Here is a 23,787-nt window from a genome sequence, read left to right as displayed (position 1 = left end):
AAAAAAGGGAAAATAACTAGGAGGAATTTAACATGTCGAATTGGTTTCAATTAGATAAAGAATATATGATGTCTACATATTGTCGTACAGAGGTTGCAATGGAAAGAGGAGAAGGGTGTAAACTGTATGATGTAGATGGTAAAGAGTATTTAGATTTATTTTCTGGCGTAGGAGTAAATGTATTAGGATACAATCATCCTAAAATTGTACAAATGACAATGGAGCAAGTTGCGAAATCGTTGCATTTACCGTTTCATTTTTTAAACCCAGTTGCAATTGAGTATGCAAAAAAATTAGTAGATTGTACTTTAAAAAGCGGAAAAGTCTTTTTTACAAACTCTGGTACGGAAGCGACAGAAACAACGTTGAAATTAATTGATAAATATAGAGCTAATAAGGGTGAAGAACGTGAAGGAATTGTAGTACTGAAGAATAGTTTCCACGGGCGTACGTTAGGAGCACTTCATTTTACGAGACAGGAAAGTGTATATCAAAATTTCCCTAAAACATCTATTCCTGTATATGAAGTAGAGCGTGAGAATATAGACCAATTAGAAGAAACCATTATTAAAGAAAATCCAATTGCGATTATGCTAGAGCCTGTTTTAGGTAGCGGGGGGATTTATCCTTTATCAAGTGAATATTTACATGGTGTTCAAAATTTATGTGAAAAATATAATGTACTTCTTGTCGTTGATGAAGTTCAAAGTGGTATGGGTCGAACGGGAAAATTATTTGCTTATCAAAATTTTAATATCACACCGGACATTATTCAAATTGGTAAAGGAGCAGGAGGCGGGATACCGCTAGGAGGAATTATTGTAGGTGAAAGGTTATGTGATGTATTTTCACCAGGAGATCACGGGACAACATTTGCTCATTCATCAATGGGAACAGCTTTAGGTTTAACTGTATTAAATACATTACTTGATGATGGGTTAATGCAAGAAGCTTATGAAACGTCACTATATTTGAATGACAAACTGCAAGATATTCAGAAAGAAAATGCTTATTATATTCAGGAAGTACGTCATGCGGGGATGATGTTTGGGATAAGTGTGAATGACACGAATGAAAATGTGAAGAAATTACAGATTGAGTTAATGAATAAAGGGATGTTAGTCGATCTAACACAAGGGAATATTATTCGATTACTTCCGCCGTATATTATTACGAAAGAGGAAATTGACGCATTCACTTATGAGTTTATTTCCTGTGTTCATAACATAGCTGCTACAGCAAGTATTTAAAAAAATATAAAAAAATATAAAAAGCTGAAGAAGGCGCTATTTTAGCGGCTTCTTCAGCTTTTTAAAATAGTAAATTACTTAACCTAGAGAGCATCTCATTGGACAAATAATTAATTATGTGAAACAATAATAACAGATAAGGAGACGTTAATTTTCCTTAAGTGCTTCGAATTAATTTTATTCAATAAGAGAAGGTGTGCTTAAAGAAGTTAAATTAAAAAGGAGCTGTTTTATTATATGCAACAAAATAATGATTTAAATTTTGAACCTCAAGACGTTAATATTGTCAATCCTAAACAAGCCAGGAAAGCAGTAATTGCTACTGGTATAGGAAACGCAATGGAGTGGTTTGACTTCGGATTATACGCGTATTTAGCGGTTATCTTAAGTCAATTATTCTTCTCAGGTGTTGATAATAGTGGATTGCAACTTGTACTTACATTCGGTACATTTGCAGCAGCCTTTCTCGTTCGACCAATCGGAGGTGTATTCTTTGGTAGAATAGGAGATAAGTACGGCCGAAAAATCGTGTTAAGTACTACTATTATTTTAATGGCACTTTCTACATTATTCATCGCATTACTACCAACCTATGAACAAATTGGTGTATGGGCACCAATACTACTTTTAGTTGCCCGAATGATTCAAGGCTTCTCTACAGGCGGCGAATATTCAGGAGCAATGGTTTATATCGCAGAATCTTCTCCAGATAAAAAGCGTGGTATACTCGGTAGTGGTCTTGAAATTGGAACACTCTCAGGTTACATTGCTGCATCGGTAATTGTTACCATTTTGACGTTATTGTTAACAGATGAGCAAATGCTCAGCTGGGGATGGCGTATTCCGTTCTTAGTAGCTGCACCAATTGGTTTGGTCGGTTTATACTTACGCCGTCATCTAGATGAATCTCCAATCTTTGAAGAGATGGAAAAAGCACAAGAGGAATCTGAAGACAATGAACAATTTTCATTTATGGATATTATTAAATATCACAAAAAAGACTTCTTATTAAGCACAGTAATTGTCGCCTTCTTTAATATTACGAATTATATGATTCTTTCGTATATTCCTTCTTATCTAACTCAAGTACTTAAAGTCAAAGAAACAACGGGCTTATTAATTATTTCTATTACGATGGCACTTATGATTCCACTAGCACTATATTTCGGTAAATTAAGTGATAAAATTGGTAATAAACGCGTCGTGCAAATTGGTTTACTTGGTTTAACTGTATTTGCAATTCCAGCATTTTTACTAATAGGTAACGGACATATTGCAGCTATATTTGCAGGTATTTTCGTACTAGGTTTCTTCTTAAGTGTATATGAAGGAACATTACCTTCATTATTACCATCACTCTTTTTCACTGATGTACGTTATCGAGCACTTTCGATCTCATTTAATATTTCTGTATCGATATTCGGTGGAACAACACCGCTTGTATGTTCATACTTAGTTCATGCAACTGGTAACCCGCTTGCGCCAGCATTTTATTTGACGGGTGTAAGTATTATTGGATTAGTTGTATTTAGTGTATTATTTGTTACGACTTCAGGGCGTGCGCTAAAAGGTTCATATCCTACAGTAGAAACGAAAAAAGAAGCACACCTAATCGCTAAAGAAGACCCTGAAGAAACACTTTGGTGGCATGAAGAGTCATTAGAAATTGAAGCAGGGAAGAATGCTTCAATTTAAAAAGCAACGTAGAAGTATAAAAAGACTCCTATGAATATAGGAGTCTTTTTGTTACGTTATTTCTTTCGTTTCTTCAAACTTTTCTGATAGGCATAAAGCTTATGAATCTCTTCCTTAAATTCATGCAGAAGTACAATGCTTTTACCATTTGAATAACGCACCGTATTATAAGCATCTATAATAATATCACTTTGAATATTTACATCTTCTTCATCATTTATTCTTTCTAGCCAAGCTTCAACAGTTTCTCCCCGTTTTCTATTTAAAGGAGGGGTTAACTTACTCTCTAGCTTGAAAATTTCCTTCCGAATTTCGTTATGCGGCGGTTTATTTCGTTTAAAACGATTTTGGTTTGTTCCTTCTTTATTAGTAATAATAGTAGATTCGAAGGCGGGCATATTTGGTAAACTGAATTGTTTTCGTTTTTTTACTATTTTCCAAACGACGTAAATAGCGATAGCTGTACATGCTATTATGGTAATGCTATTTATGAGTGTGGGGTCAAAATCAGGAAGTTTTTCCCCATTGTCTTCAATTTTAGGTTTTAAGAGATGCCCTTTACTTGCCCAAACCCCTTCAGTATCTTTCAATTCAGCTGCTATGAGAAATGGATTTATAACATAACCGACTCCTAACGCGACTACTTCTGTGATAAAGCTAAAAATAAGACGAATAAAAGGAAAAACTAAAACAAGTACTATACTCATTACACCAATCGTAATGATAGAAATGAAACGTAATAACTGTTGATTCCGATTTGCCCCAGTTAACCAAAATGTAATCATAATGTGTATAATTAATAGTAACAGCTTCCACAAAGGTGGAAAGGGCGCATAAAATATGGCTGAAATACTAAACCAAACAATACCGCCTAACGATTTTTGAACTGGATATCCTGGTCCGACTACATGTACGATAAAGAAGAAAAGCGGTAACATAATTGTGCCGAATAGAGAGAATGGGAGAAGGAAAGAACAACCAATTATTTGAGTAATGAACAGTATGACAAATCCGGTTGTTTTTTTATTCATAAATTTATGAATAAGAAATACGCCTATATAGCCTGTTGCTAAAAATATGGCAATAGCAACAAGGTCATCCCTTTCTGTTAATAATGAAAGGAGGAGAAGCAAAATAAAGTCATTAACGTGATAGAGCCAAGTTTTCAACCGATTCCACCATCCCTTCGCTATTAATGAGGAACGTTGGCTGAGAGAGAAGAGGGAGTTCATTTTTCTGTAAACCAATGTATATCATTGTAGACGAACGTTCTCTCTTTCTTGTTACATAATGAAGGAATCCTTGTTTCGGAAGTAACGTACTATAATCTGAAATACGTGCTAATTCTTCTAAAGCTTTTGCATATTGTGTTTGCCCTTCATGTAACGATAAATGTAATGCACCACCTTCTGCTAATACACTAATAAATAATTCAAACGGTATGTGATGCTTCGTTGCATATTGGCAAATGTATGTTGCGAATGAAATTAAATCTTCAACATTATCTTTCCAACCAAATCCACGATCGGCAGCTAAAGAAAGACAAATCGTCCAACTATAATTTTTTACAGGTTCAAATTGCTTCGCTTGTAATTCTTGCATTTTAGCAGATGCCTTCCAATGAATAGAGCGGAAAGACTCACGCTCATATCGCTTTACACCGATAATAGATGTTTCATCATTGTAAAAAGAAAAATTAGTTCGATAAGAACCAGTTAGAAGTTGCTGAAGTTCTTGCAAACCTGCTACTTCTTTAGGAGAAGGATACACAATAATTTCAGTTTTTAACTTATCGAAAACAGGTAAGTATACATTTAATAAATGAAAAGGATCTTTTAAAACACATTCGAACTGTTCAATTTGAAACACACCACGTTTCGTTGCGGTTAATGTTAAATCCCATTTTTGCGCCGAATGTGCAGGTTGTGAAAATGGAAAAGAGAATAACGTTTTTGATATTCGTTCAATTCCTTGATCTTTATGCTGTATAAGAGACGCATCTAAATGAAAATAACAAACACCATTAACGAGAGGGATATGTGCACCGTTTTTCAAATGAATAAAAAACTTTCCAGATTCATCAGGGAAAAGCCGAGTTGTTTGTCTCTCGTTTATAACTTCAAATTTTTTCTCTATGTAAGCGACATATTTATAAATGAAAATCGCAAATAAATAATAGGAGAAAAAGAGAAACATTATAATTCGTTGCGGCATAAAAAACGTAAATAGTATAGCGCCTGGCACAGTTAGTTGAATAATATGGAGTTGAAAAAATAAAGGTACAGTTACAACACGCTGTCCATTCATGCTTGCTCAATCTCCACAGGTACGTCAACTTCTTTTAAAATACTTTGCATTATATCATTTTTAGTCGTGCGCAGGGCACCTTCCATTGATAAGACAATACGGTGATTCCAAACAGAAGGAGTTAAAAATTGTATATCTTCAGGGGTGCAATATTCTCTCCCGCGTAAGAAGGCTAATGCTTGAACTGCGCGCACTAAAGAAAGTGTGGCACGTGGGCTTACACCGTTAGCGATGTAATCGTGATTTCGAGTAGCTTGTGCAAGTTTAATTATGTAATGTTCTAACGGTTCTGATATGAAAATTTCTTTTATTCGTTTCTGTGATTCTAATATATCTTCTAAAGAGATAACAGGTGTGACACGTTCTAGCGGTATATCGTTACGAAAACGTCGCATCATTTGTAACTCATCTTCAGGAGTTGGATAACCGATTGAAATCGTCATTAAAAAGCGATCAAGCTGTGCATCTGGAAGAGGGAAAGTCCCTTGTGATTCAATTGGGTTTTGCGTTGCAATAACAAAGAACGGTTTTGGGAGAGGAGTAGACTGTTTTTCAAGCGTCACTTGTCGCTCTTCCATCGCTTCTAACAAACTAGATTGTGTTCTCGGCATTGCACGGTTAATTTCATCTGCTAGCAAAATGTTTGTCATAACGGGTCCAATTCTTAACTCAAATTCACTTGTTTTTGGGTTAAAGTATTCAATACCTGTTACATCACTTGGAAGTACATCAGGGGTAAATTGAACACGAGAAAAACTACCGCCAATACTTTTTGAAATGGTTTTCGCCAGTAACGTTTTCCCAGTACCAGGCACGTCTTCGAGTAGTACATGTCCATCAGCAAGCAGTGAAACAAGCAGTAGATCAATAACATTTTCTTTACCAACAAACACAGATCCTATGTTTTCTTTCAATTTATTTATCATATGTACCATTCCTTTCAGTATAAAAGAGCTAATATTTCTATATTTTAACAAATTATTCAGAAAATTAGTATGATTTTTTAATTCAAAGAAATAGATATTTAATTATTAAATTAATCTTGCATATTTTGGAATATGAATATACAATATCGGTATACGATGTATCGTTAGTCGATATATCATAAGGCGATGTATCGGAGGTAGTTATAATGAATGCGAAGGCGCAAAAATATATTCCGTTAACTGAGGCGACATACTACATATTATTGTCACTTGTAAAGCCAATGCATGGTTATGGAATTATGCAAATGGTAGAAGAGATGACAAATGGAGAAGTAAAACTCGGTCCTGGTACGTTATACGGGAATACGACGAAATTACTTAAAGAAAAATTAATTGTTGAAGTTGCCTCTACAGATAGAAAGAAGTGCTATGAGTTAACGCTGTTTGGGAGAGAAGTGTTAGAGCTCGAGTATAACAGGTTACAGAGATCTGTAAGGAATGGGAATAGTATATTAGGGGAGTGAATGGAATATGGAGACAAAGAAGGTATTCAAACCTTTCGCGATATGGAGCTTGGAAAAAGAAGAAGCTTTTTTAAGAAAAATGCATCAAAAAGGATGGGCTTTACAAAAGTATAATGTAATGTATACGTTTAAGAAAACTGAACCGAAAGATGTAATATATAAAGCGGATTTTAGACTGGATTATAAAGATTCGAAAGAAAAACAACTAGAATATATTGATATATATGAAATGTGTGGCTGGAAACATGTAACGAGTTTTGCGAAATGGAATTATTTCTGTAAAGAAGTAGACGAGGAAAATGAGTTACCTGATATTTATTCAGACAAAGAAACGAAGATACAAAAACTTGTTGAATTGATACAGTTCGTTGCAATTATGTTTGTAACGTTAATTCCAGTGCTTTACTTATGTTTTCTTGGAGTATCAGAATCAGGATTATATAGAGGTATGGTAGGGTTTTTAGTTTGTATATATTCATATGCGTTTATTAATTTATTTAGAAAGCTTAAAAAAATGAAAAAGGAAATATTTTAACAAAGAGTGATATTCTTAGAGAAGATATATTGGGAAATCATCTTCTCTAATCTTTATATATATTTATTTTGTTCATTCTTTTTTACATAATAAAAGACTACCTTGTTAATTCATAGAATTAACAGTTACAAAGATAATACCAGTAACAATACCTAAAAAATCATAAATGAAGAAGAAATAATTAATAATAAAGAATTAGCAATAAATATCACTTTATTAGATTTTTGATTTTTAAAATGGTAATAAAGTAAAAGACCACAAATAGTAGAAACAATCCATATTGTTAGACCGTAAGGAGTCGTTATTTTTTCAAAATCGAAGATCCAAAAGTAAAAGATGACTATGTGGCAAGTTACTAGTAGAAATGTTGATGGAAGCATTATCTTTTTATTTAAAATCATTTGTTATCCCCCCCTTATGTAAATATTACCAAAAGGGTGTGGGTTTTAATATATAATAAGGAAGAAATACATCTTTAATTAACTTATTAAATGGAAAAATCCCTTATAGAAAAATCTATTTCTACAAGGGATAATAATGTTTTTATTAGAAAGACTGATTTTGAGCAGGTTTAATAAATTGTTCAGGGTTTTCAACAAGCCCACATACAGCGCATTGGACGCGGTATGTAGGTCCTTGATAGGCCATATGAAAAGCATTCATCGTTTCATTTGTGTATTCTTCTTCTACTTGACCAGTTTGTGGATTTAATTTGACTGGTTTTACTTGTTGTTCAAGAATATTAAAGCGAGTACGGTTCGTTTTACAGCTTGGACATAGCATTGGTTCCATATGTATACACCTCCATTTGTATCATTTCTTAAAATCTTTAATTTTATGCAAGCAAAAAACTTTCTCAATATAAATAGGTGTTTAATGTATTTAAAATTCAGAAAAAATAAAATATAATAAAAGTACGAACTGGTTATGTCCAAACCAAATCTCCTGTTTTATGCCAATAAGCTGGGGGCCGAGAAATCGGCCTCATTTTTTTTGCTCATTACTACAAGGAACAAGGTTTTTGTGAGACTTTTGTCGAAATTTTAGGGATAGATATAAAGGGGGATGTAAAATGGATTTGAAAATGAAGTACATCATTTTATATGTAGAAAAGTTTGAGGAATGTTTAAAATTCTATAAAGATATTTTACAGTTACCTATAAAAGCAGAGCACGGTACATATATTGAATTTAATACTGGAACTACCATTTTAGCGATGAATACGCGGCAAGATGTGAAAGAATTAACAGGACTACCGCTTACAGAAGGTGAATTAAAGTCTTCTCATTTCGGATTAGGATTCGTTGTTGAGAATGTACAAGAAACGATTGAGCAATTTAGAGAACAAGGAATCAAGATTTTAGTTGAACCTATTGTAAAACCGTGGGGACAAACAATTGCCTACATTGCTGATCCAGATGGAAATTATATTGAAATTTGCAGTTCATTAGAATAGAGGGAGAAAGAGAGATGGGATTTCCAAAACTAGAAACAGAACGTTTACTCTTAAGAGAACTTACACTATTAGATGCAGAAACGATGTTCCAATATTTTTCGAAAGAATCAGTTATACGTTATTTCGGAATGGATTCTTTTGAAAATATTGAGCAAGCGAAAACAACGATTCAAACGTTTAAAAATCGTTATGAAGAGGGCAGTGTATTTCGCTGGGGAATCGAGAAAAAAGGGACGGGCCAATTAATCGGAACGTGCGGATTTCATTTAATTAATAATAATCATAAACGAGCTGAAATTGGTTATGAATTAGATGATACATATTGGGGACAAGGATATGCATCGGAAGCATTACAAGCGATTTTAGCTTACGGATTTGAAATGTTGCAACTGATAAGAATCGCAGCGGTTGTATATGTAGAAAATAAATCTTCTCAAAAGTTGTTAATAAAAGCAGGATTTCAAGAAGAAGGATTACTTCGAAAACATATGATTCAAAATGGAGTTGCTCATGATACCATTTTATATTCTTTATTAAAAGAAGAGTGGAAGAAGTAATGAGTACAAACGAACTTATAACGATTACGAAGAATCATAGGGAAAATAGATTCATTTTAGGTATAGATGGTTTAAGTCGTTCAGGAAAAACAACATTCGTAGCAAATTTAAAAGAAAATATGAAACAAGAAGGCATTCCGTTTCATATTTTCCATATTGATGATCATATAGTGGAGCGTAATCGACGCTATTATACAAACCATGAAGAATGGTATGAGTATTATTGTTTACAGTGGGATATTACATACTTGAGGCAGAAGTTTTTTCAGAAGTTACAACATGAGACAAAATTAATTTTGCCTTTTTATCAAGAGGAAACAGACTCATGTGAAATGAAAAAAGTACAGATTCCTATTGTAGGCGTAATTGTTATTGAAGGAGTTTTTCTGCAGCGAAAAGAATGGAGAGATTTCTTTCATTATATGGTCTATTTGGACTGTCCAAGAGAGACAAGGTTTCTACGTGAGAGTGAGGAGACACAGAAAAACCTTTCAAAGTTTGAAAATAGGTATTGGAAAGCAGAGGATTATTACTTAGAAATGGAATCGCCGAGGGATAGGGCGGATTTAGTCATTAAATGATTTGAACATAGAAGGTGAATAGAATGAATATTTTATGGGATTTTGATGGGACGTTATTTGATACGTATCCTGCATATACAATGATGCTTTCTGAAATATTAGGTGATTCAGTAGAAAAACAAGAAATATACAAAAACTTAAAAATATCATACTCTCATGCAATTCAGTATTATAATATTTCATGCGAGCAGGAAGAAAAGATTAAAGTTTTGAAGGGAAAATTCACGTCAAAAGATATGAAACCTTTTGCAGGTGTCGAAGAGGTTTTGAAATTTGTAAATAAAAATGTGATTATGACCCATAAACATAGGGAAGGGGTTATGGGCATTTTAAAATATTACGGCTGGGAAAAATACTTCGTAGATATGGTTACAATTGACGATGGCTTTCCTCGAAAGCCAAACTCTTTAGCTTATAATCATCTGCATAAAAAATACAATATTGATTTAGCTATTGGAGATAGAGAATTAGATTTATTACCTGCAAAAGAATTAGGTATTTCAACATGTATGTTTCAAGGTAATTGTGATGTAGCGGATTATTCTTTATCACATTACTCGGAGTTTTTTAAGGTAGTGAGTGATAGAGAGTTTTCTTTATAAAAAAAGTTATTAATAAAGACTGTATCTTTCATTTTAAAGGTACAGTCTTTATTTTTTAGAGCTATTATATACCAATTGCCGTGGATTAAAGAATGATTGTATATCTTTAGTAAAGAAATAGTCAGGTTAGTTGTTAGATAGAAATAAACTGACAGATAAAGTGATAGTGTCTGTTTTATCTGCTTTTTATCATAACCAAATTATGGTTATTCATGCTAATATAAACTCATAGCTATATAGAAGGGGTGGGATTAGTATGAAAACAGAAATAGTTCCTAAAAAGAAGTACAGTATAATAAGCTATATATCTTTACTCATCGGCATTTTGTGTTTTCTATTCGTTTTTATAACGCCAACAAGGATAGCGAATGCAGGTAATATAGTTGGAGATTATATTACAATTGCCCTGACAGGTATAGGTATCATGCTTTCAATAATCACAATGACGAAAAAAACAGAGAAGAAGGGGATTGCTATCCTTTCATTAATACTGTCCTCATCATTTTTTATATTTTGGATCATAGCAATTATCCTATTGTTTACTGGTCAAATTAGTTTTGCGCCGTAATGTGAAATAAAAAGAGTCCTTTTCGTATGATAACGGGTATAGTTACGGGAGTGAAAATATAAAATAACATACAAATTAGGGATGTAAATCACTTATGATTTAGCATCCCTTTTTTTATTGTTATTTCAGTGTTTAAGCGCTTTTATATAGTTAAATAGCGTTCTAAATAATAAGATAAATGGAAAATTTATGTTAAAATAATTATAGAGATTGTGAAAAAATGTTCTTAAACTAGCGTTCAGATTACTTTAAGAAGGTTTTTTCAAAGGAAATGGTAAATATCATATTTTGAAGGGGTGATTGTAGTGGATTAAGTGATTTTTTTAATCTTGGTTAAATACTTTGAAGATAGGGGTTTATAACTATGAATACAAAACTAATAATAGTAGAAGGTTTACCTGGATTTGGAAAATCAACCGCTGCAAAGCTAATAAATGAAATTCTAAGCCAAAATAAAATTGAAGTTGAACTATTTTTAGAGGGAAATTTGAACCACCCAGCCGACTATGATGGTGTATCTTGTTTTAATAAATTTGAGTTCAATAGATTATTATCTAACAGTGGAGATTTTAAAGAAGTGCTCCTTAAGAAAGTTCTAAAAAAAGGAAGCAATTATTTATTACCATACAGAAAGATGAAAAATGAGTTTGGTGACCAGTTTTCGGACGAATTATTTAACGTTATTTTAAAAAATGATATATACGAATTACCATTCGATAAAAATGTTGAATTAATTGCTGACAAATGGAATGACTTTGCTGAAATCGCTCTAGAAGACAATAAGGTTTATATCTTTGAATGTTGTTTCATACAAAATCCATTAACTATTGGGATGATTAAATATGGTGAACAAAAAGAAAAAATAATAAATTATGTAATGAAAGTTGCGAAAATCATAGAGAATTTAAACCCAATGTTATTGTATGTAGAACAAGATAATCTTGAATTTTCATTTAGGAAGGCGTTAAAAGAAAGAACTACAGAATGGTCCACAGGAATTATCGACTATTACACTAACCAAGGCTATGGGAAAGAACATCACCATTCAGGTGTAGAAGGAGCGATAAAAGTTCTTGAAGCTAGAAGGAATTTAGAATTAGAAATATTCGACATGTTAAAAATGAAAAAAGAAACAATCAATAATACAAAATATGAAATTGACTCATATAGGTCAATGTTAAAAGATAAGTTAGCCATACAAATGGTGAAATAGCTTTTTACACTAACTGGTGCTTTAGTTGAAGAAGGAAATAAAAAACGCTCAGAATATTTTCTGAGCGTTTTAGTTTGTTATTTCTAATGTTTATTAGCATTTTTCTCTTCCTAAACTGAACCCATTACTCGTATGAAGGACTCTTTTTATTCGATATCTTCAGGTTGATATTCTAAAATATCCCCCGGTTGGCATTCTAATGCTTTACATATTGCTTCTAAAGTTGAAAAACGGACTGCTTTTGCTTTTCCATTTTTCAAGATAGAAAGGTTAGCCATTGTAATTCCAACCTTCTCCGAAAGTTCTGTTACACTCATTTTTCTTTTTGCTAACATTACATCAATATTAATAATAATTGCCATATTATTCACCTCAGACCGTTAAATCATTTTCTGATTTTATATCTATAGCATCTTTTAATAGTCTTTGGAGAACGGCAGCAAAGACCGCGATTACCATTGAAGCAAAAATCATAATCATTCCGATAATAATAATGCCAGGGGCGTCATCTCTCTCTGCCACGAGATAGAAAAGTGGCATACCTAATACATATAATACACTAATTGCCAATGCACTGTACTTAATATTTTTTAAAGCTTTAACAGATAACTCAGAGAATGCGTTGTTTGTATCAATATAGTTTAAAAGCTTAAATGTTTGGTACAAAGCGAAGTAATAAGGTATTGCTGTTGCGTATAAGTTGATAAATACAAGGTATTTAATATATGCAATATCCGGATATAATTCTGCGGCGAAGTTTCCTATTTTAGGAACTAAAAAAATGCACATAGCAAGAACGGGGATTCCGATCAGAATCACAACGGTCTTTAAAAAGAGTGTGGATCCTTGTTTCATAAAAAGCACCTCATTTATTTAATATCTTATTAATTTAACATGAAATTTATTGTTTAACAATAAAATTTTATTTCTTTTAATCGAGGATTTATTGTTAAACAAGTAATTAATGAAATGAATGCTAAATCTTTTTTATAAGATAGATGACACATACCGATATTTAATTAAGGAAAGAAATAGAAAGTAACTATTGTTAGCTTTATGAGAATTGGGAACTAATAAAACATATGTAGGTTGTGGAATGAGAAAGGAAATAAGGTGTATTGAAATGAATGCAAAGTTTATGGAGGAACAATCATGTTGAATTATGGTGTGAAGATGAAAAAGTTACTATTAGTGGGAGCTATAATAGTAAGCGTATTAAGTACGGAAAGTATGATGAATTATCATGCGGCCAAAGCTAAGGTGAAAAAAGTAGAACACCAGCCTAAAAATATAATTATGATGGTTATGGACGGAACAAGTTCAACGGCGACAACATTGGCTCGCTGGTATAAAGGGGCACCGCTTATGTTAGATCAAATTGTAACAGGAGGTGTTCGTACGTTTTCGGCGGAATCAGCTATTACAGACTCAGCGCCAGCAGCAACAGCATTAGCAACTGGAAATAAATCGAATTCAGGATATGTAGGCGTACTACCTTCTATTGTAAATTCACCTAACTTAAAGCCAATAAAAGAAGAGGACAAGTTACGGCCGGTCGCAAACGTATTGGAAGGTGCAAAACGTACTGGCCGTGCAACTGGAATTGTTGCTACATCTGAAATTCAGCATGCTACTCCGGCGGGATTCTCGGCTCACCATGTCAATCGCAAGCAATTTGATGTAATTGCGAAGCAGCAAGTATATCAAAATATAGATGTCGTATTAGGCGGGGGAAAAGCGGCGCTGCTACCTATGAAAAGTAATGGAATCCGAAAAGATGGTGAAAATTTAGTAAAGGTGATTCAAGACAAAGGATACGATTTTGTTGAAACGAAAGATGCGTTATTGAACTCCAAATCTAATAAAATTTGGGGCTCTTTCTCAAATCATGCTCTTGCGTTTGATATAGATCGTATAGCAACAAATCCAGAACAACCAACACTTTCTCAAATGACAGAAAAAGCAATTCAAACATTATCAAAAGACAAAGATGGTTTCTTTTTATTCGTAGAAGGTAGTAAGCCTGATTGGGCAGCTCATGCTAATGATCCAATTGGGATGATTAGTGATGTATTGGCATTTGATGAAGCGGTAGCAAAGGCGTTACAATTTGCGAAGAAAGATGGGGATACGATGCTCATAGCTTTAACTGATCATGGTAACAGCGGTATCTCTATAGGGAATAGAAATACGACAAAAGGATACAATACTACACCGGTTTCTGCATACATTGATTCATTGAAAAAGGCGAAAATGACACTTGAAGGAACTATAAATAAACTGAAATCTGATTTATCAAATGTAGAAGATGTAGCTAAACTATACGGTTTGGATAATCTAACTCATGATGAAAAAGAAAAATTAAAAGCGGCAAAAAAGAAAATGGATGTAGGACGAATTCTTACTACATTATTGGCTAATCGTGCAAATATCGGCTTTACGACAGGAGGACATACAGGTGAGGATGTATTTTTACATTCTTATGGACCTCAAAAACCAGAAGGCTTAATCCAAAATACAGACATTGCGAAGACGATGGCGAAAGCGATGGGCTTTAACTTAGAAGAAGTAACGAATAAAATATTTTTAGAGAGTGAACAAGCCTTTAAGAAAGTCGGTGCAACTGTAACAGCTGACAAAACCGAAGGAGCAAACTCGTTACTCGTGGTAAAACATAATAAAGTAGAAGCACAACTATTTGGTAACAAAAATATAATTCGTATCAATGGTAAAGGGTATGAATTAGGAAGTATTATTGTAGAGAGTAATGGAAAGTGCTATGTACCAGAAGAAGCAATTCAACTATTTGTAAAGCATTCTCGTTAAAAAATTGCCAACCAGTTAAGCTAACTGGTGGCAATTTTTTGTGTTTATTCTAAATATAAGGGTTCGGATTGTTTTGGAAAGTTTTCCAGATGAGACTTGTATAAATGTGAAAGGGGAATTATATTTTTTTCATACATTAAAAAATTTCGTTTTGTAGAATAGAGAATTTATACATATAGTAAAGTCTAATGTATTATCAATTAATATTTACGAAAAATATATTAATACTTTAGAATTTCTTTAATTTTCGTTATTTTTTATTTAATATTATTCGTTATATTTATAATGTGTTTATTGCAATTTATCGTATTGAAGCGCAGTTTTATATAATTATAAAGCAATCATTAAAATAAAATCTCCACTAGAGTAAATTTATTATTTTTTTTGCTTCTTATTTATCCCGCTATTTGCCGGACAGTAAGACCCCCACCTCAAAATTAAGCGAAAGCAAAGAAGTTAGGTGGGGGTCGGGCTGCCTGTAAAAGCCCGATTGGTGAGGGCTGATTAAAGTTTCACTTTATTTACGAAAATTATTATGCAGCTAAGAAAACTGTAATTTATTGAATTAGAGATATATTAGAATTTAGTTGAAGAAAGAGAGAGGGAATAAAATGAATATAGTGCACTTACGTCCTAAACAGCGGTCTAAGTATCGTATTATGCTAGGGAAGTGGTATTACTCTACAAAGAGGTACATTCAGTGGTTAGTAGACGGAAAAACATATGCAAAAAGGCTCCAACAAGAAAAGCTACCTTGTACAGCAATTCAGCATCGAACGATATTACTTCGTAAGCTCAAAGATGTAGATATGTGGTATCAACAGAATAAGGTTGTTAATTTGAAAATTGCTGTTAAAAAACTAAATGGTAACGTCATTAGACCGGGAGAAACATTTTCTTACTGGCGTTTAATAGGTAAGCCAACGAGGAAAAAAGGGTATGTAGAAGGTATGGTATTATATTATGGATCTTTTCAAACAGGTATTGGAGGGGGTCTTTGTCAGCTTTCGAATTTAATATATTGGATGACTTTACATACACCACTGACAGTAACCGAACGATATCGTCATAGCTTTGATGTCTTTCCTGATTCTAGGCGAACTCAACCGTTTGGGAGTGGGGCGACTTGTTCCTATAACTATTTGGATTTACAAATTAAAAATGAAACGGACCAGCCGTATCAACTTCACCTTTATATGACAGATGAACATTTAGTTGGTGAATGGAGAACAGTCTATCCGCAACTTTATCAATATGAAGTGTATGAGAAAGAACACTCAATTCAACCTGCATACTGGGGCGGTTATATACGACATAATGTGATTCAACGTAAAGTATATAATCAACAGAAACAGTTAATAGAAGATCAATATGTAACAGAGAATCACGCTATAATGATGTACGAACCACTATTAGCTTGTAATAATGAGATTAGTGAGTAATATGGTAACCCATAGATTAAATAGTATAGAAAATATTTAATTCTTATTTTTACTAAAAAAGTTCACTGTTATTTATAGGAGAGTTTGTTTTTCTATCTTATGTATTTCACCCTGCATAAAAAATATTTCTCAACATTTTATTTGTTGAAAAAGATTGAATATTCGTATTATAACGAATATTATGTTGTTATCGGCAAAAAACGATAATTTGCAGACACTGGGGAGGAAATACATTGAAAAAGAAAAAGAAATTAAAGCCATTAGCGGTATTAACAACAGCTGCAGTACTAAGTAGTACGTTTGCTTTTGGAGGTCACGCTGCGTATGCTGAGACACCAACATCATCTCTACCAATAGATGAGCACTTAATACCGGAGGAGCGTTTGGCAGAAGCGCTAAAACAACGGGGGGTAATTGATCAATCTGCATCACAAGCTGAGACGTCAAAGGCTGTCGAAAAATATGTTGAGAAAAAGAAAGGGGAAAACCCTGGGAAAGAAATCTTAACAGGAGATAGTCTTACACAAGAAGCTTCTGATTTTATGAAAAAAGTAAAAGATGCAAAAATGAAGGAAAATGAACAGGCACAGCAGCCTGAAGTAGGCCCAGTAGCTGGGCAAAGTGCTGGATTGAATCCAGGAAAATTAAATGGAAAAGTACCTACTACATCAGCGAAGCAAGAAGAATACAATGGAGCTGTTCGAAAAGATAAAGTACTTGTTTTACTTGTAGAATTTAGCGATTTTAAGCATAACAATATTGATCAAGAGCCAGGATACATGTATTCTAAGGACTTTAATCGTGAACATTATCAAAAAATGTTATTTGGTGATGAACCATTCACTTTATTTGATGGATCGAAGATTAACACATTTAAGCAATATTATGAAGAACAATCTGGTGGTAGCTATACAGTTGATGGGACTGTAACAGAATGGCTTACTGTTCCAGGAAAAGCATCAGATTATGGTGCTGATGCGGGTACTGGTCATGATAACAAGGGGCCTTTAGGACCAAAAGATTTTGTGAAAGAAGCATTAAAAGCAGCGGTAGCAAAAGGAATCAATTTAGCAGACTATGACCAATTTGATCAATACGATCAAGATGGTGATGGAAATAAAAATGAGCCAGATGGCATTATTGATCATTTAATGGTTGTACATGCTGGCGTTGGTCAAGAAGCTGGCGGTGGTAAATTGAAAGATGATGCGATTTGGTCACATCGTTCAAAACTAGGTTCAAAACCATATGCAATTGATGGCACGAAATCTTCTGTTTCGAACTGGGGCGGAAAGATGGCTGCATACGATTATACAATCGAGCCTGAAGACGGAGCAGTTGGTGTGTTTGCGCATGAGTATGGTCATGATTTAGGCTTACCAGATGAATATGATACAAAGTACTCAGGACAAGGTGAACCTGTTGAGTCATGGTCTATTATGAGTGGTGGTAGCTGGGCTGGAAAAATTGCAGGAACAGAGCCAACGAGTTTCTCACCACAAAATAAAGAGTTTTTCCAAAAGAATATGAAGGGGAACTGGGCGAATATCCTTGAAGTAGATTATGACAAACTTAGCAAAGGCATCGGTGTTGCAACATATGTAGATCAAAGTACTACAAAATCTAAACGACCTGGAATCGTTCGTGTTAACTTGCCGGACAAAGATATAAAAAATATCGAATCGGTGTTTGGTAAGAAGTTCTATTACAGTACAAAAGGAAATGACATTCATACAACACTTGAGACACCAGTATTTGACTTAACAAATGCAAAGGATGCTAAGTTCGATTATAAGGCATTTTACGAACTTGAAGCGAAGTATGATTTCCTTGACGTATATGCGATTGCAGAAGATGGAACGAAGACACGCATTGATAGAATGGGCGAAAAAGATGTAAAAGGCGGCGCAGATACAACTGATGGTAAGTGGGTTGATAAATCATACGATTTAAGCCAATTCAAAGGAAAAAAAGTAAAACTGCAATTTGAGTACTTAACAGATATTGCAGTAGCTTATAAAGGATTTGCGTTAGATAATGCAGCCTTAACTGTAGATGGAAAAGTTGTTTTCTCTGATGATGCAGAAGGTCAGCCAGCAATGACGTTAAAAGGCTTTACTGTGTCTAACGGATTTGAACAGAAAAAACATAATTACTATGTAGAGTGGAGAAATTATGCTGGTTCTGACACTGCGTTACAACATGCACGTGGCCCAGTATTTAATACAGGAATGGTTGTATGGTATGCGGATCAAAGCTTTACAGATAACTGGGTAGGCGTTCATCCAGGTGAAGGATTCTTAGGAGTAGTAGATTCTCATCCAGAGGCAATTGTAGGGACATTAAATGGACAACCTACTGTGAAGAGCAGTACGCGTTATCAAATTGCCGATGCGGCATTCTCATTTGATCAAACACCAGCATGGAAAGTAAATTCACCAACTCGCGGTATCTTTGATTATAAAGGATTACCAGGAGTGGCAAAATTTGATGATTCTAAGCAATATATCAACAGCATTATTCCTGATGCAGGACGTAAGTTACCAAAATTAGGACTGAAGTTTGAAGTGGTAGGCCAAGCTGAAGACAAGTCTGCAGGTGCGGTTTGGCTTCATCGATAAAATAAGGTAAAACGAAGAGGAGCTGCCATAAGTCGGTGAAACTGACTTATGACAGCTCTTTTCTTCTTGTGAAAAAACTCTCTGTTTTTTTATGTACTTATTGGAAAAATTCGAAGTTTCTTTGATACATAAAATGCTCCGTCTGTCCAATTATAGAAGCTATTTTGGACGTAAGAAATTTGTAAGTAATGAGTAAGAAAAAAGAGATTTTCATAGTATAAAATATTTATTATAGCTACTTTTAACACCTGATACTAATAGTGTGCTATAATATGAATTAGCAACAAAAAGGAAAGGAATTAGAACAATGACCTTAGAAAATACTAAAAATTTAAAAAAACAAGTTGCTCCTTTTGAAAAATCAACGATTAAAAAAAGTGTTTGGCAACTGATCAACACAATCGTGCCATTTATTATTTTATGGTACCTTGCTTATAAAAGTTTGTCAGTTTCTTATTGGTTAACATTAGTTCCAGCACTGTTAGCCGCTGGATTTATGACAAGGATTTTCATTATTTTTCATGATTGCACCCATTATTCGTTCTTTAAAAGTCGACGTGCAAATAGAATAGTTGGAACGTGTATGGGTGTTTTAACATTATTCCCATTTGATCAGTGGGGGCATGAACATTCTATTCACCACGCTACAAGTGGTAATTTGGATAAGAGGGGTACAGGGGATATTTGGACGCTTACAGTTGATGAATATGTAGCTGCACCATTTAGACTTCGTTTAGCATATCGTTTATATCGCAATCCATTCGTTATGTTTGGATTAGGTCCGATTTATGTTTTCTTGCTTAAAAATAGATTTAACCGAAAAGGTGCAAGACAGAAAGAACGTATGAATACTTATTTGACGAATATTATAATTGTTGCTGTAGTAGCTATACTTTGCTGGGCAATTGGGTGGCAATCGTTTCTTTTAGTACATGGTACTATATTCTTAATAGCAGGTTCAGTAGGGATTTGGTTGTTTTACGTACAGCACACATTTGAGGATTCTTATTTTGAAGAGGATAAAGATTGGGAATATGTGAAAGCGGCAGTGGAAGGAAGTTCTTTTTATAAGCTTCCTAAAATTTTGCAATTCTTAACTGGTAATATTGGATTCCATCATGTTCACCATTTAAGCCCAAGAGTACCTAACTATAAACTAGAAGAGGCACACAATAATACGCTTCCGTTGAAAAATGTACCAACGATTACGCTTGCTACAAGCTTACAATCACTCCGTTTCCGTCTTTGGGATGAGAAAAGTAACAATTTTGTTAGCTTTAAAGATGTCAAAAATATAATTAAAAATAATGTTTCTGTTCGAGTGAAATCTGAACTATAATTGCATCGTATATAAAACTCCCCTTAATCATTTTCGATTTAAGGGGAGTTTGTGTTTAAAGAGTAGATGCCAGATAAGGAGAAAAATTAAATGATTCAAATTATAATTGAAGCAGATTAGGAATTGCTCGTACGTAAGTACAAATATAAGATGACAGTAAATGCATTATGTTAACAAATTTATAGTAAATGGGGAATCGTACAACATTATATCCAAAAATAAGAAAAGACTTGAACGGAAATTCCATTCATTTTTCTTGGTGTTCCTCATTCCATACACTTAAATAGGACGCATATTCTAATTCATCTGGATTCTTATGTAACATAGAAATGAATTCTAATTTATTTCCATCACAATCTAGAAAGTATACACTTGCAGCAGGCATCCACCTTTGGACAATTGGCTCTTGATTTCCTTTTCCTTGACTTCCTATCACTGCTATTCCACGTTCCTCTAACCACGCTTTAGAAGTCATTAAAAACTCTAAATTTACACCAAAAGCAAAATGTCTCGGCTCAAAGTCTTCAATGTTATGTACTTCCCATAGTCCAAGCATTTGTTGTTTATTTTCTCCGACCCAAAAGAAAGCCACTCTTCTTTTGGAGAATTTTCTTGCTAACGTTAATCCTAGCTTGTTTTGATAGAAATTTATTGCGTTTTCTAAATTTCTTACATGTAAATGAGTTTCGTATATGTTCTGTATTATTATGATCATTCCTTTCTTTATTGGTAACTACCAATTAAATAGTGAATGTAATTCTAAAGTTGAAATATGTATAAGCCTAGTAATGTACATCTATATCCGATATACCTATTTACTATTATATTGAAATTGGAATGTGATAAATCCCACTGAGGTAGTAAGTGTTTAAATGAACACTCTACTACTTTTGTAGGAGAGGGGATATATCTATTAAATTCAGATGAAATCATATTTAAATAATGAAAAACGCTATTCTTTTCGTAAGAATAGCGTTTTTTTATGTTTTTAAGTTGGTGGCCATAGGGTAGAATTTGAAAAATGAGGATTTACAAAGCTAAGAAGTTTAACTCCAAAAAAAAATCGATTTCCTGTGGAGTTAAAGGAATCGACTTTTTTATTTACCTTGATGTATTAACGCAGCTGTTAACTTAATAGTAAATAAGTAGAATCCACTATTTCTCCCAAAGTTCGATCAATCGACCTTCAGGATCCTTAATCCAAATAAACTGTCCAAATTCACTGATTTCTTCTTTCTTCTCAAGAGGTACACCAATATTCTCAAGATGCTTTATAGTCTCGTTTAGATTATGTACTTCGAAATTTAACATCACTTGTTGTTCTTTTGGAAAATAATTGTCATTCTCTGTAAAGAAAGAAAAGATGGTCTCATTTCCTAACTGGGGTTTAATCACAGTTCCATTCCAATCTTCTATATCAAGTTTCAACACTTCACTGTACCATTTTTTTATAACTTCAAGATTCTTAGTTCTCCAAAATATTCCTCCAAAACCTTTTATCATCGTATCTAACTCCTGTCTGTCTTTAAATATATATTAAATATATCAAAACAAAACAGTAATAGTAAGCAGAATCATCAACTTATGAATAGTAATTGTTAGTATTATAGTATTTACTACATTAACACTTTCTACAACATCATTAGCAGAACTTGAAATTTCGGGAAAGGTATAGAAATGCTCATTTTTCAACCCAAAGTTCACCTGAGCAATCCAGAACTTAAAGTGTTATAAATAATTCTTTCAATAGTAGGGGGAAATGAGAGAAGGAACGATAAAAGACCACACATGAAGTGAAACGCCATGTGTGGTCTTTTATGTATCGTCAAATATTACGAAGTCTCGCTAATTTTAGTTTCACTATGAGTGTTAGTAGAATTTCTTTTCTTAACTTTAAAGTGATAGTAAGTGTAGCAAAAGATGATAAATGGGACAGTGCAATAGATTCCAAGTCGTTGTTCTGGGATAAAAATAAGACTGATTAATATAATGCCATACAATCCAAAACCAAGAATTGGTACGAGTGGATAAAGTGGCGTTTTAAATTTTAAGTCTTCTAATTTTCCGCCGTCTGCTAAATAATGTTTGCGGAAAAAGAATTGAGAAACACAAATTGACATCCAAACAATAATGGTAATGACTCCGGAAATTGAAATGAGCCACAAGTAAACAGTTTCAGCAGCTACTACGCTTGTCAAAAGAGAAAAAGCAGAAATAGCTATCGTCATGATTAAAGCGTTGAGAGGAATCCCACGTGATGATAATTTCTTTAAAAAGGCTGGAGCCATTTCGTTTTTTGATAAAGACCAAAGCATTCGAGTAGCAGCGTATAGTCCTGAGTTTGCAACAGAAAGAACAGCAGTAAGAATAACAAAGTTCATAATATCAGCTGCATATGGAATACCGATATTATCAAAAACAGCAACGAATGGGCTCTTTGTTAATCCAGCTTCTTCCCAAGGAATTAAAGCAACAAGAACAAAGATTGCTAAGACGAAGAAAAACATCGTGCGCCATATAATATTTCTAATAGAACGAGGTAAAGTTTTTGCTGGATCTTCACTTTCACCTGCTGCGATTCCAACAAGTTCTGTACCTTGGAAGGAATAGTTGACTGTAACCATTGTTAAAAGAATAGCGGCAAGTCCATTTGGGAATAAACCACCATGATTTACGAAATTTGATAATAGCGGAGCGGGTTCGTCACCTTTTAAATCAATAAAACCGAACATAGCGGCGCCGCCAAGAATAATGAAAGCGATAATGGCAGATACTTTTATACTTGAAAACCAAAATTCTGTTTCTGCATAACTACGAGCAGATAACGCGTTAATAGTGAAGATTGTAACGCCAAATATTAAACACCAAACCCAAACAGGAATATCAGGAAACCAGCGCTGCATTGTAATGCCGGCAGTTGTAAATTCAAGACCGGTCGTATTCGCCCAGCTTAACCAATACAACCATCCGATTGTAAAGCCAGTTGCAGGATTGATGAACTTAGTGGCATATTCTTGGAAAGAACCTGAAACAGGCATGGCTACAGCAAGTTCACCAAGACATAGCATAACGAAATACATTAATAATCCACCGGCCATAAAGGCAAGTACGGATCCGCCAGGTCCAGCTTGACTTATAATAAAGCCAGATCCGTTAAATAACCCCGTTCCAATCACACCACCGAGTGCAATCATGAATAAGTGTCTACTTTTCATCGTCCGTTTTAATTCATTGTTTGTATTGCTTACTTGCGCCATTGTTTTCCTCACTTTCATAGTTGATAGAATAAAGTTTGATGTTTTTCCGTATTATGGAATGTATTCCGTGATGTGAAATCTTGTTATA

General features: G+C 33.8%; 23 protein-coding genes and 1 pseudogene. 14 read left to right on the top strand and 10 right to left on the bottom strand.

Annotation, left to right across the window (positions count from 1 at the left end; all coding sequences use genetic code 11):
- The first annotated feature begins 32 nt into the window (after positions 1-32).
- Together ACS2FK_RS13055 and ACS2FK_RS13050 are read left to right on the top strand one after the other, a co-directional pair.
- Complete coding sequence (locus tag ACS2FK_RS13055) at positions 33-1,250, top strand: aspartate aminotransferase family protein (RefSeq protein ID WP_023522312.1); 1,218 nt, start codon at positions 33-35, stop codon at positions 1,248-1,250.
- Between the two features lie 237 nt (positions 1,251-1,487).
- Positions 1,488-2,945, top strand: coding sequence for an MFS transporter (locus ACS2FK_RS13050; RefSeq protein ID WP_001186932.1), 1,458 nt, complete (start codon positions 1,488-1,490; stop codon positions 2,943-2,945).
- A 56-nt stretch (positions 2,946-3,001) separates the two neighbouring features.
- Here the strand turns inward: ACS2FK_RS13050 and ACS2FK_RS13045 are convergent, their stop codons facing one another.
- Genes ACS2FK_RS13045 through ACS2FK_RS13035 form a run of 3 tightly spaced genes read right to left on the bottom strand, consistent with a single transcriptional unit; the run spans position 3,002 to position 6,178 of the window.
- A complete protein-coding gene (locus ACS2FK_RS13045; protein ID WP_063547728.1) occupies positions 3,002-4,114 on the bottom strand; it encodes a DUF4018 domain-containing protein in 1,113 nt (370 codons plus the stop codon).
- A complete protein-coding gene (locus ACS2FK_RS13040; protein WP_023522310.1) occupies positions 4,089-5,252 on the bottom strand; it encodes a DUF58 domain-containing protein in 1,164 nt (387 codons plus the stop codon). The genes ACS2FK_RS13045 and ACS2FK_RS13040 overlap by 26 nt, the downstream gene beginning before the upstream one ends.
- A complete protein-coding gene (locus ACS2FK_RS13035; protein ID WP_053564135.1) occupies positions 5,249-6,178 on the bottom strand; it encodes an AAA family ATPase in 930 nt (309 codons plus the stop codon). The genes ACS2FK_RS13040 and ACS2FK_RS13035 overlap by 4 nt, the downstream gene beginning before the upstream one ends.
- Positions 6,179-6,384: 206 nt before the next feature.
- Between ACS2FK_RS13035 and ACS2FK_RS13030 the strand changes: the two genes are divergently transcribed.
- A complete protein-coding gene (locus tag ACS2FK_RS13030; protein ID WP_023522308.1) occupies positions 6,385-6,702 on the top strand; it encodes a PadR family transcriptional regulator in 318 nt (105 codons plus the stop codon).
- A 79-nt stretch (positions 6,703-6,781) separates the two neighbouring features.
- Entirely contained in the window at positions 6,782-7,237 is a 456-nt protein-coding gene (locus ACS2FK_RS13025) for a DUF2812 domain-containing protein (RefSeq protein ID WP_306795453.1), read from the top strand.
- A gap of 105 nt (positions 7,238-7,342) precedes the next feature.
- Here the strand turns inward: ACS2FK_RS13025 and ACS2FK_RS13020 are convergent.
- Both ACS2FK_RS13020 and ACS2FK_RS13015 read right to left on the bottom strand, forming a co-directional pair.
- Positions 7,343-7,638 (bottom strand): annotated as a pseudogene (locus tag ACS2FK_RS13020) (hypothetical protein).
- Between the two features lie 145 nt (positions 7,639-7,783).
- Positions 7,784-8,029, bottom strand: coding sequence for a hypothetical protein (locus tag ACS2FK_RS13015; RefSeq protein ID WP_000433609.1), 246 nt, complete (start codon positions 8,027-8,029; stop codon positions 7,784-7,786).
- 280 nt (positions 8,030-8,309) lie between these two features.
- On the opposite strand from ACS2FK_RS13015, the gene ACS2FK_RS13010 reads away from it, so the two are divergent.
- The 6 genes from ACS2FK_RS13010 (at position 8,310) to ACS2FK_RS12985 (ending at position 12,214) form a co-directional block, all read left to right on the top strand.
- On the top strand, positions 8,310-8,693 hold the full coding sequence (locus ACS2FK_RS13010) for a VOC family protein (RefSeq protein ID WP_063547726.1): 384 nt from the start codon (positions 8,310-8,312) through the stop codon (positions 8,691-8,693).
- Between the two features lie 14 nt (positions 8,694-8,707).
- Positions 8,708-9,250, top strand: coding sequence for a GNAT family N-acetyltransferase (locus ACS2FK_RS13005; RefSeq protein ID WP_063547724.1), 543 nt, complete (start codon positions 8,708-8,710; stop codon positions 9,248-9,250).
- The gene (locus ACS2FK_RS13000) at positions 9,250-9,831 is read left to right on the top strand and encodes a kinase (RefSeq protein WP_063547722.1); all 582 of its coding nucleotides are present in this window, start codon (positions 9,250-9,252) and stop codon (positions 9,829-9,831) included. The genes ACS2FK_RS13005 and ACS2FK_RS13000 overlap by 1 nt, the downstream gene beginning before the upstream one ends.
- A 23-nt stretch (positions 9,832-9,854) precedes the next feature.
- Complete coding sequence (locus ACS2FK_RS12995) at positions 9,855-10,433, top strand: HAD-IA family hydrolase (RefSeq protein ID WP_063547720.1); 579 nt, start codon at positions 9,855-9,857, stop codon at positions 10,431-10,433.
- 256 nt (positions 10,434-10,689) lie between these two features.
- Entirely contained in the window at positions 10,690-11,001 is a 312-nt protein-coding gene (locus tag ACS2FK_RS12990) for a hypothetical protein (RefSeq protein ID WP_063547718.1), read from the top strand.
- A gap of 364 nt (positions 11,002-11,365) precedes the next feature.
- Positions 11,366-12,214: a hypothetical protein gene (locus tag ACS2FK_RS12985; RefSeq protein ID WP_063547716.1), complete on the top strand. Its 849-nt coding sequence runs from the start codon at positions 11,366-11,368 to the stop codon at positions 12,212-12,214.
- A gap of 146 nt (positions 12,215-12,360) precedes the next feature.
- On the opposite strand, the gene ACS2FK_RS12980 is transcribed toward ACS2FK_RS12985, so the two are convergent.
- Together ACS2FK_RS12980 and ACS2FK_RS12975 are read right to left on the bottom strand one after the other, a co-directional pair.
- Complete coding sequence (locus ACS2FK_RS12980; RefSeq protein WP_063547714.1) at positions 12,361-12,576, bottom strand: helix-turn-helix domain-containing protein; 216 nt, start codon at positions 12,574-12,576, stop codon at positions 12,361-12,363.
- 10 nt (positions 12,577-12,586) lie between these two features.
- The gene (locus tag ACS2FK_RS12975) at positions 12,587-13,069 is read right to left on the bottom strand and encodes a DUF2975 domain-containing protein (RefSeq protein ID WP_053564140.1); all 483 of its coding nucleotides are present in this window, start codon (positions 13,067-13,069) and stop codon (positions 12,587-12,589) included.
- 297 nt (positions 13,070-13,366) lie between these two features.
- On the opposite strand from ACS2FK_RS12975, the gene ACS2FK_RS12970 reads away from it, so the two are divergent.
- The 4 genes from ACS2FK_RS12970 (at position 13,367) to ACS2FK_RS12955 (ending at position 20,442) form a co-directional block, all read left to right on the top strand.
- Entirely contained in the window at positions 13,367-15,040 is a 1,674-nt protein-coding gene (locus ACS2FK_RS12970) for an alkaline phosphatase (RefSeq protein WP_063547712.1), read from the top strand.
- A gap of 611 nt (positions 15,041-15,651) precedes the next feature.
- Positions 15,652-16,482 (top strand): VanW family protein, encoded by an 831-nt coding sequence (locus ACS2FK_RS12965; protein WP_063547710.1) that lies wholly within the window; start codon positions 15,652-15,654, stop codon positions 16,480-16,482.
- A gap of 233 nt (positions 16,483-16,715) precedes the next feature.
- The gene (locus ACS2FK_RS12960) at positions 16,716-19,103 is read left to right on the top strand and encodes an immune inhibitor A domain-containing protein (RefSeq protein ID WP_063547708.1); all 2,388 of its coding nucleotides are present in this window, start codon (positions 16,716-16,718) and stop codon (positions 19,101-19,103) included.
- A 307-nt stretch (positions 19,104-19,410) separates the two neighbouring features.
- On the top strand, positions 19,411-20,442 hold the full coding sequence (locus ACS2FK_RS12955) for a fatty acid desaturase (RefSeq protein ID WP_000171504.1): 1,032 nt from the start codon (positions 19,411-19,413) through the stop codon (positions 20,440-20,442).
- Between the two features lie 247 nt (positions 20,443-20,689).
- Here ACS2FK_RS12955 and ACS2FK_RS12950 read toward each other — a convergent pair whose 3' ends face one another.
- The 3 genes from ACS2FK_RS12950 to ACS2FK_RS12940 form a co-directional block, all read right to left on the bottom strand.
- Positions 20,690-21,148: a VOC family protein gene (locus ACS2FK_RS12950; protein WP_063549329.1), complete on the bottom strand. Its 459-nt coding sequence runs from the start codon at positions 21,146-21,148 to the stop codon at positions 20,690-20,692.
- A 449-nt stretch (positions 21,149-21,597) separates the two neighbouring features.
- A complete protein-coding gene (locus ACS2FK_RS12945; protein ID WP_000589591.1) occupies positions 21,598-21,945 on the bottom strand; it encodes a VOC family protein in 348 nt (115 codons plus the stop codon).
- 329 nt (positions 21,946-22,274) lie between these two features.
- The gene (locus ACS2FK_RS12940; RefSeq protein WP_000079995.1) at positions 22,275-23,699 is read right to left on the bottom strand and encodes an amino acid permease; all 1,425 of its coding nucleotides are present in this window, start codon (positions 23,697-23,699) and stop codon (positions 22,275-22,277) included.
- Between the last annotated feature and the right edge of the window lie 88 nt (positions 23,700-23,787).

The organism is Bacillus cereus group sp. BceL220, assembly GCF_051776965.1.
In the GTDB taxonomy this organism is placed as follows: Bacteria; Bacillota; Bacilli; order Bacillales; family Bacillaceae_G; genus Bacillus_A; species Bacillus_A cereus.
The sequence above is the reverse complement of the archived record's forward strand: the minus strand, read 5'-3'. Positions and strand labels throughout refer to the sequence as shown.

Coding starts and splice junctions, on each gene's coding strand:
- ACS2FK_RS13055 (WP_023522312.1), top strand. CDS start 33: ATGTCGAATTGGTTTCAATTAGATAAAGAATATATGATGTCTACATAT.
- ACS2FK_RS13050 (WP_001186932.1), top strand. CDS start 1,488: ATGCAACAAAATAATGATTTAAATTTTGAACCTCAAGACGTTAATATT.
- ACS2FK_RS13040 (WP_023522310.1), bottom strand. CDS start 5,252: ATGAATGGACAGCGTGTTGTAACTGTACCTTTATTTTTTCAACTCCAT.
- ACS2FK_RS13035 (WP_053564135.1), bottom strand. CDS start 6,178: ATGATAAATAAATTGAAAGAAAACATAGGATCTGTGTTTGTTGGTAAA.
- ACS2FK_RS13030 (WP_023522308.1), top strand. CDS start 6,385: ATGAATGCGAAGGCGCAAAAATATATTCCGTTAACTGAGGCGACATAC.
- ACS2FK_RS13025 (WP_306795453.1), top strand. CDS start 6,782: ATGCATCAAAAAGGATGGGCTTTACAAAAGTATAATGTAATGTATACG.
- ACS2FK_RS13015 (WP_000433609.1), bottom strand. CDS start 8,029: ATGGAACCAATGCTATGTCCAAGCTGTAAAACGAACCGTACTCGCTTT.
- ACS2FK_RS13010 (WP_063547726.1), top strand. CDS start 8,310: ATGGATTTGAAAATGAAGTACATCATTTTATATGTAGAAAAGTTTGAG.
- ACS2FK_RS13005 (WP_063547724.1), top strand. CDS start 8,708: ATGGGATTTCCAAAACTAGAAACAGAACGTTTACTCTTAAGAGAACTT.
- ACS2FK_RS13000 (WP_063547722.1), top strand. CDS start 9,250: ATGAGTACAAACGAACTTATAACGATTACGAAGAATCATAGGGAAAAT.
- ACS2FK_RS12995 (WP_063547720.1), top strand. CDS start 9,855: ATGAATATTTTATGGGATTTTGATGGGACGTTATTTGATACGTATCCT.
- ACS2FK_RS12990 (WP_063547718.1), top strand. CDS start 10,690: ATGAAAACAGAAATAGTTCCTAAAAAGAAGTACAGTATAATAAGCTAT.
- ACS2FK_RS12985 (WP_063547716.1), top strand. CDS start 11,366: ATGAATACAAAACTAATAATAGTAGAAGGTTTACCTGGATTTGGAAAA.
- ACS2FK_RS12980 (WP_063547714.1), bottom strand. CDS start 12,576: ATGGCAATTATTATTAATATTGATGTAATGTTAGCAAAAAGAAAAATG.
- ACS2FK_RS12975 (WP_053564140.1), bottom strand. CDS start 13,069: ATGAAACAAGGATCCACACTCTTTTTAAAGACCGTTGTGATTCTGATC.
- ACS2FK_RS12970 (WP_063547712.1), top strand. CDS start 13,367: ATGTTGAATTATGGTGTGAAGATGAAAAAGTTACTATTAGTGGGAGCT.
- ACS2FK_RS12965 (WP_063547710.1), top strand. CDS start 15,652: ATGAATATAGTGCACTTACGTCCTAAACAGCGGTCTAAGTATCGTATT.
- ACS2FK_RS12955 (WP_000171504.1), top strand. CDS start 19,411: ATGACCTTAGAAAATACTAAAAATTTAAAAAAACAAGTTGCTCCTTTT.
- ACS2FK_RS12945 (WP_000589591.1), bottom strand. CDS start 21,945: ATGATAAAAGGTTTTGGAGGAATATTTTGGAGAACTAAGAATCTTGAA.
- ACS2FK_RS12940 (WP_000079995.1), bottom strand. CDS start 23,699: ATGGCGCAAGTAAGCAATACAAACAATGAATTAAAACGGACGATGAAA.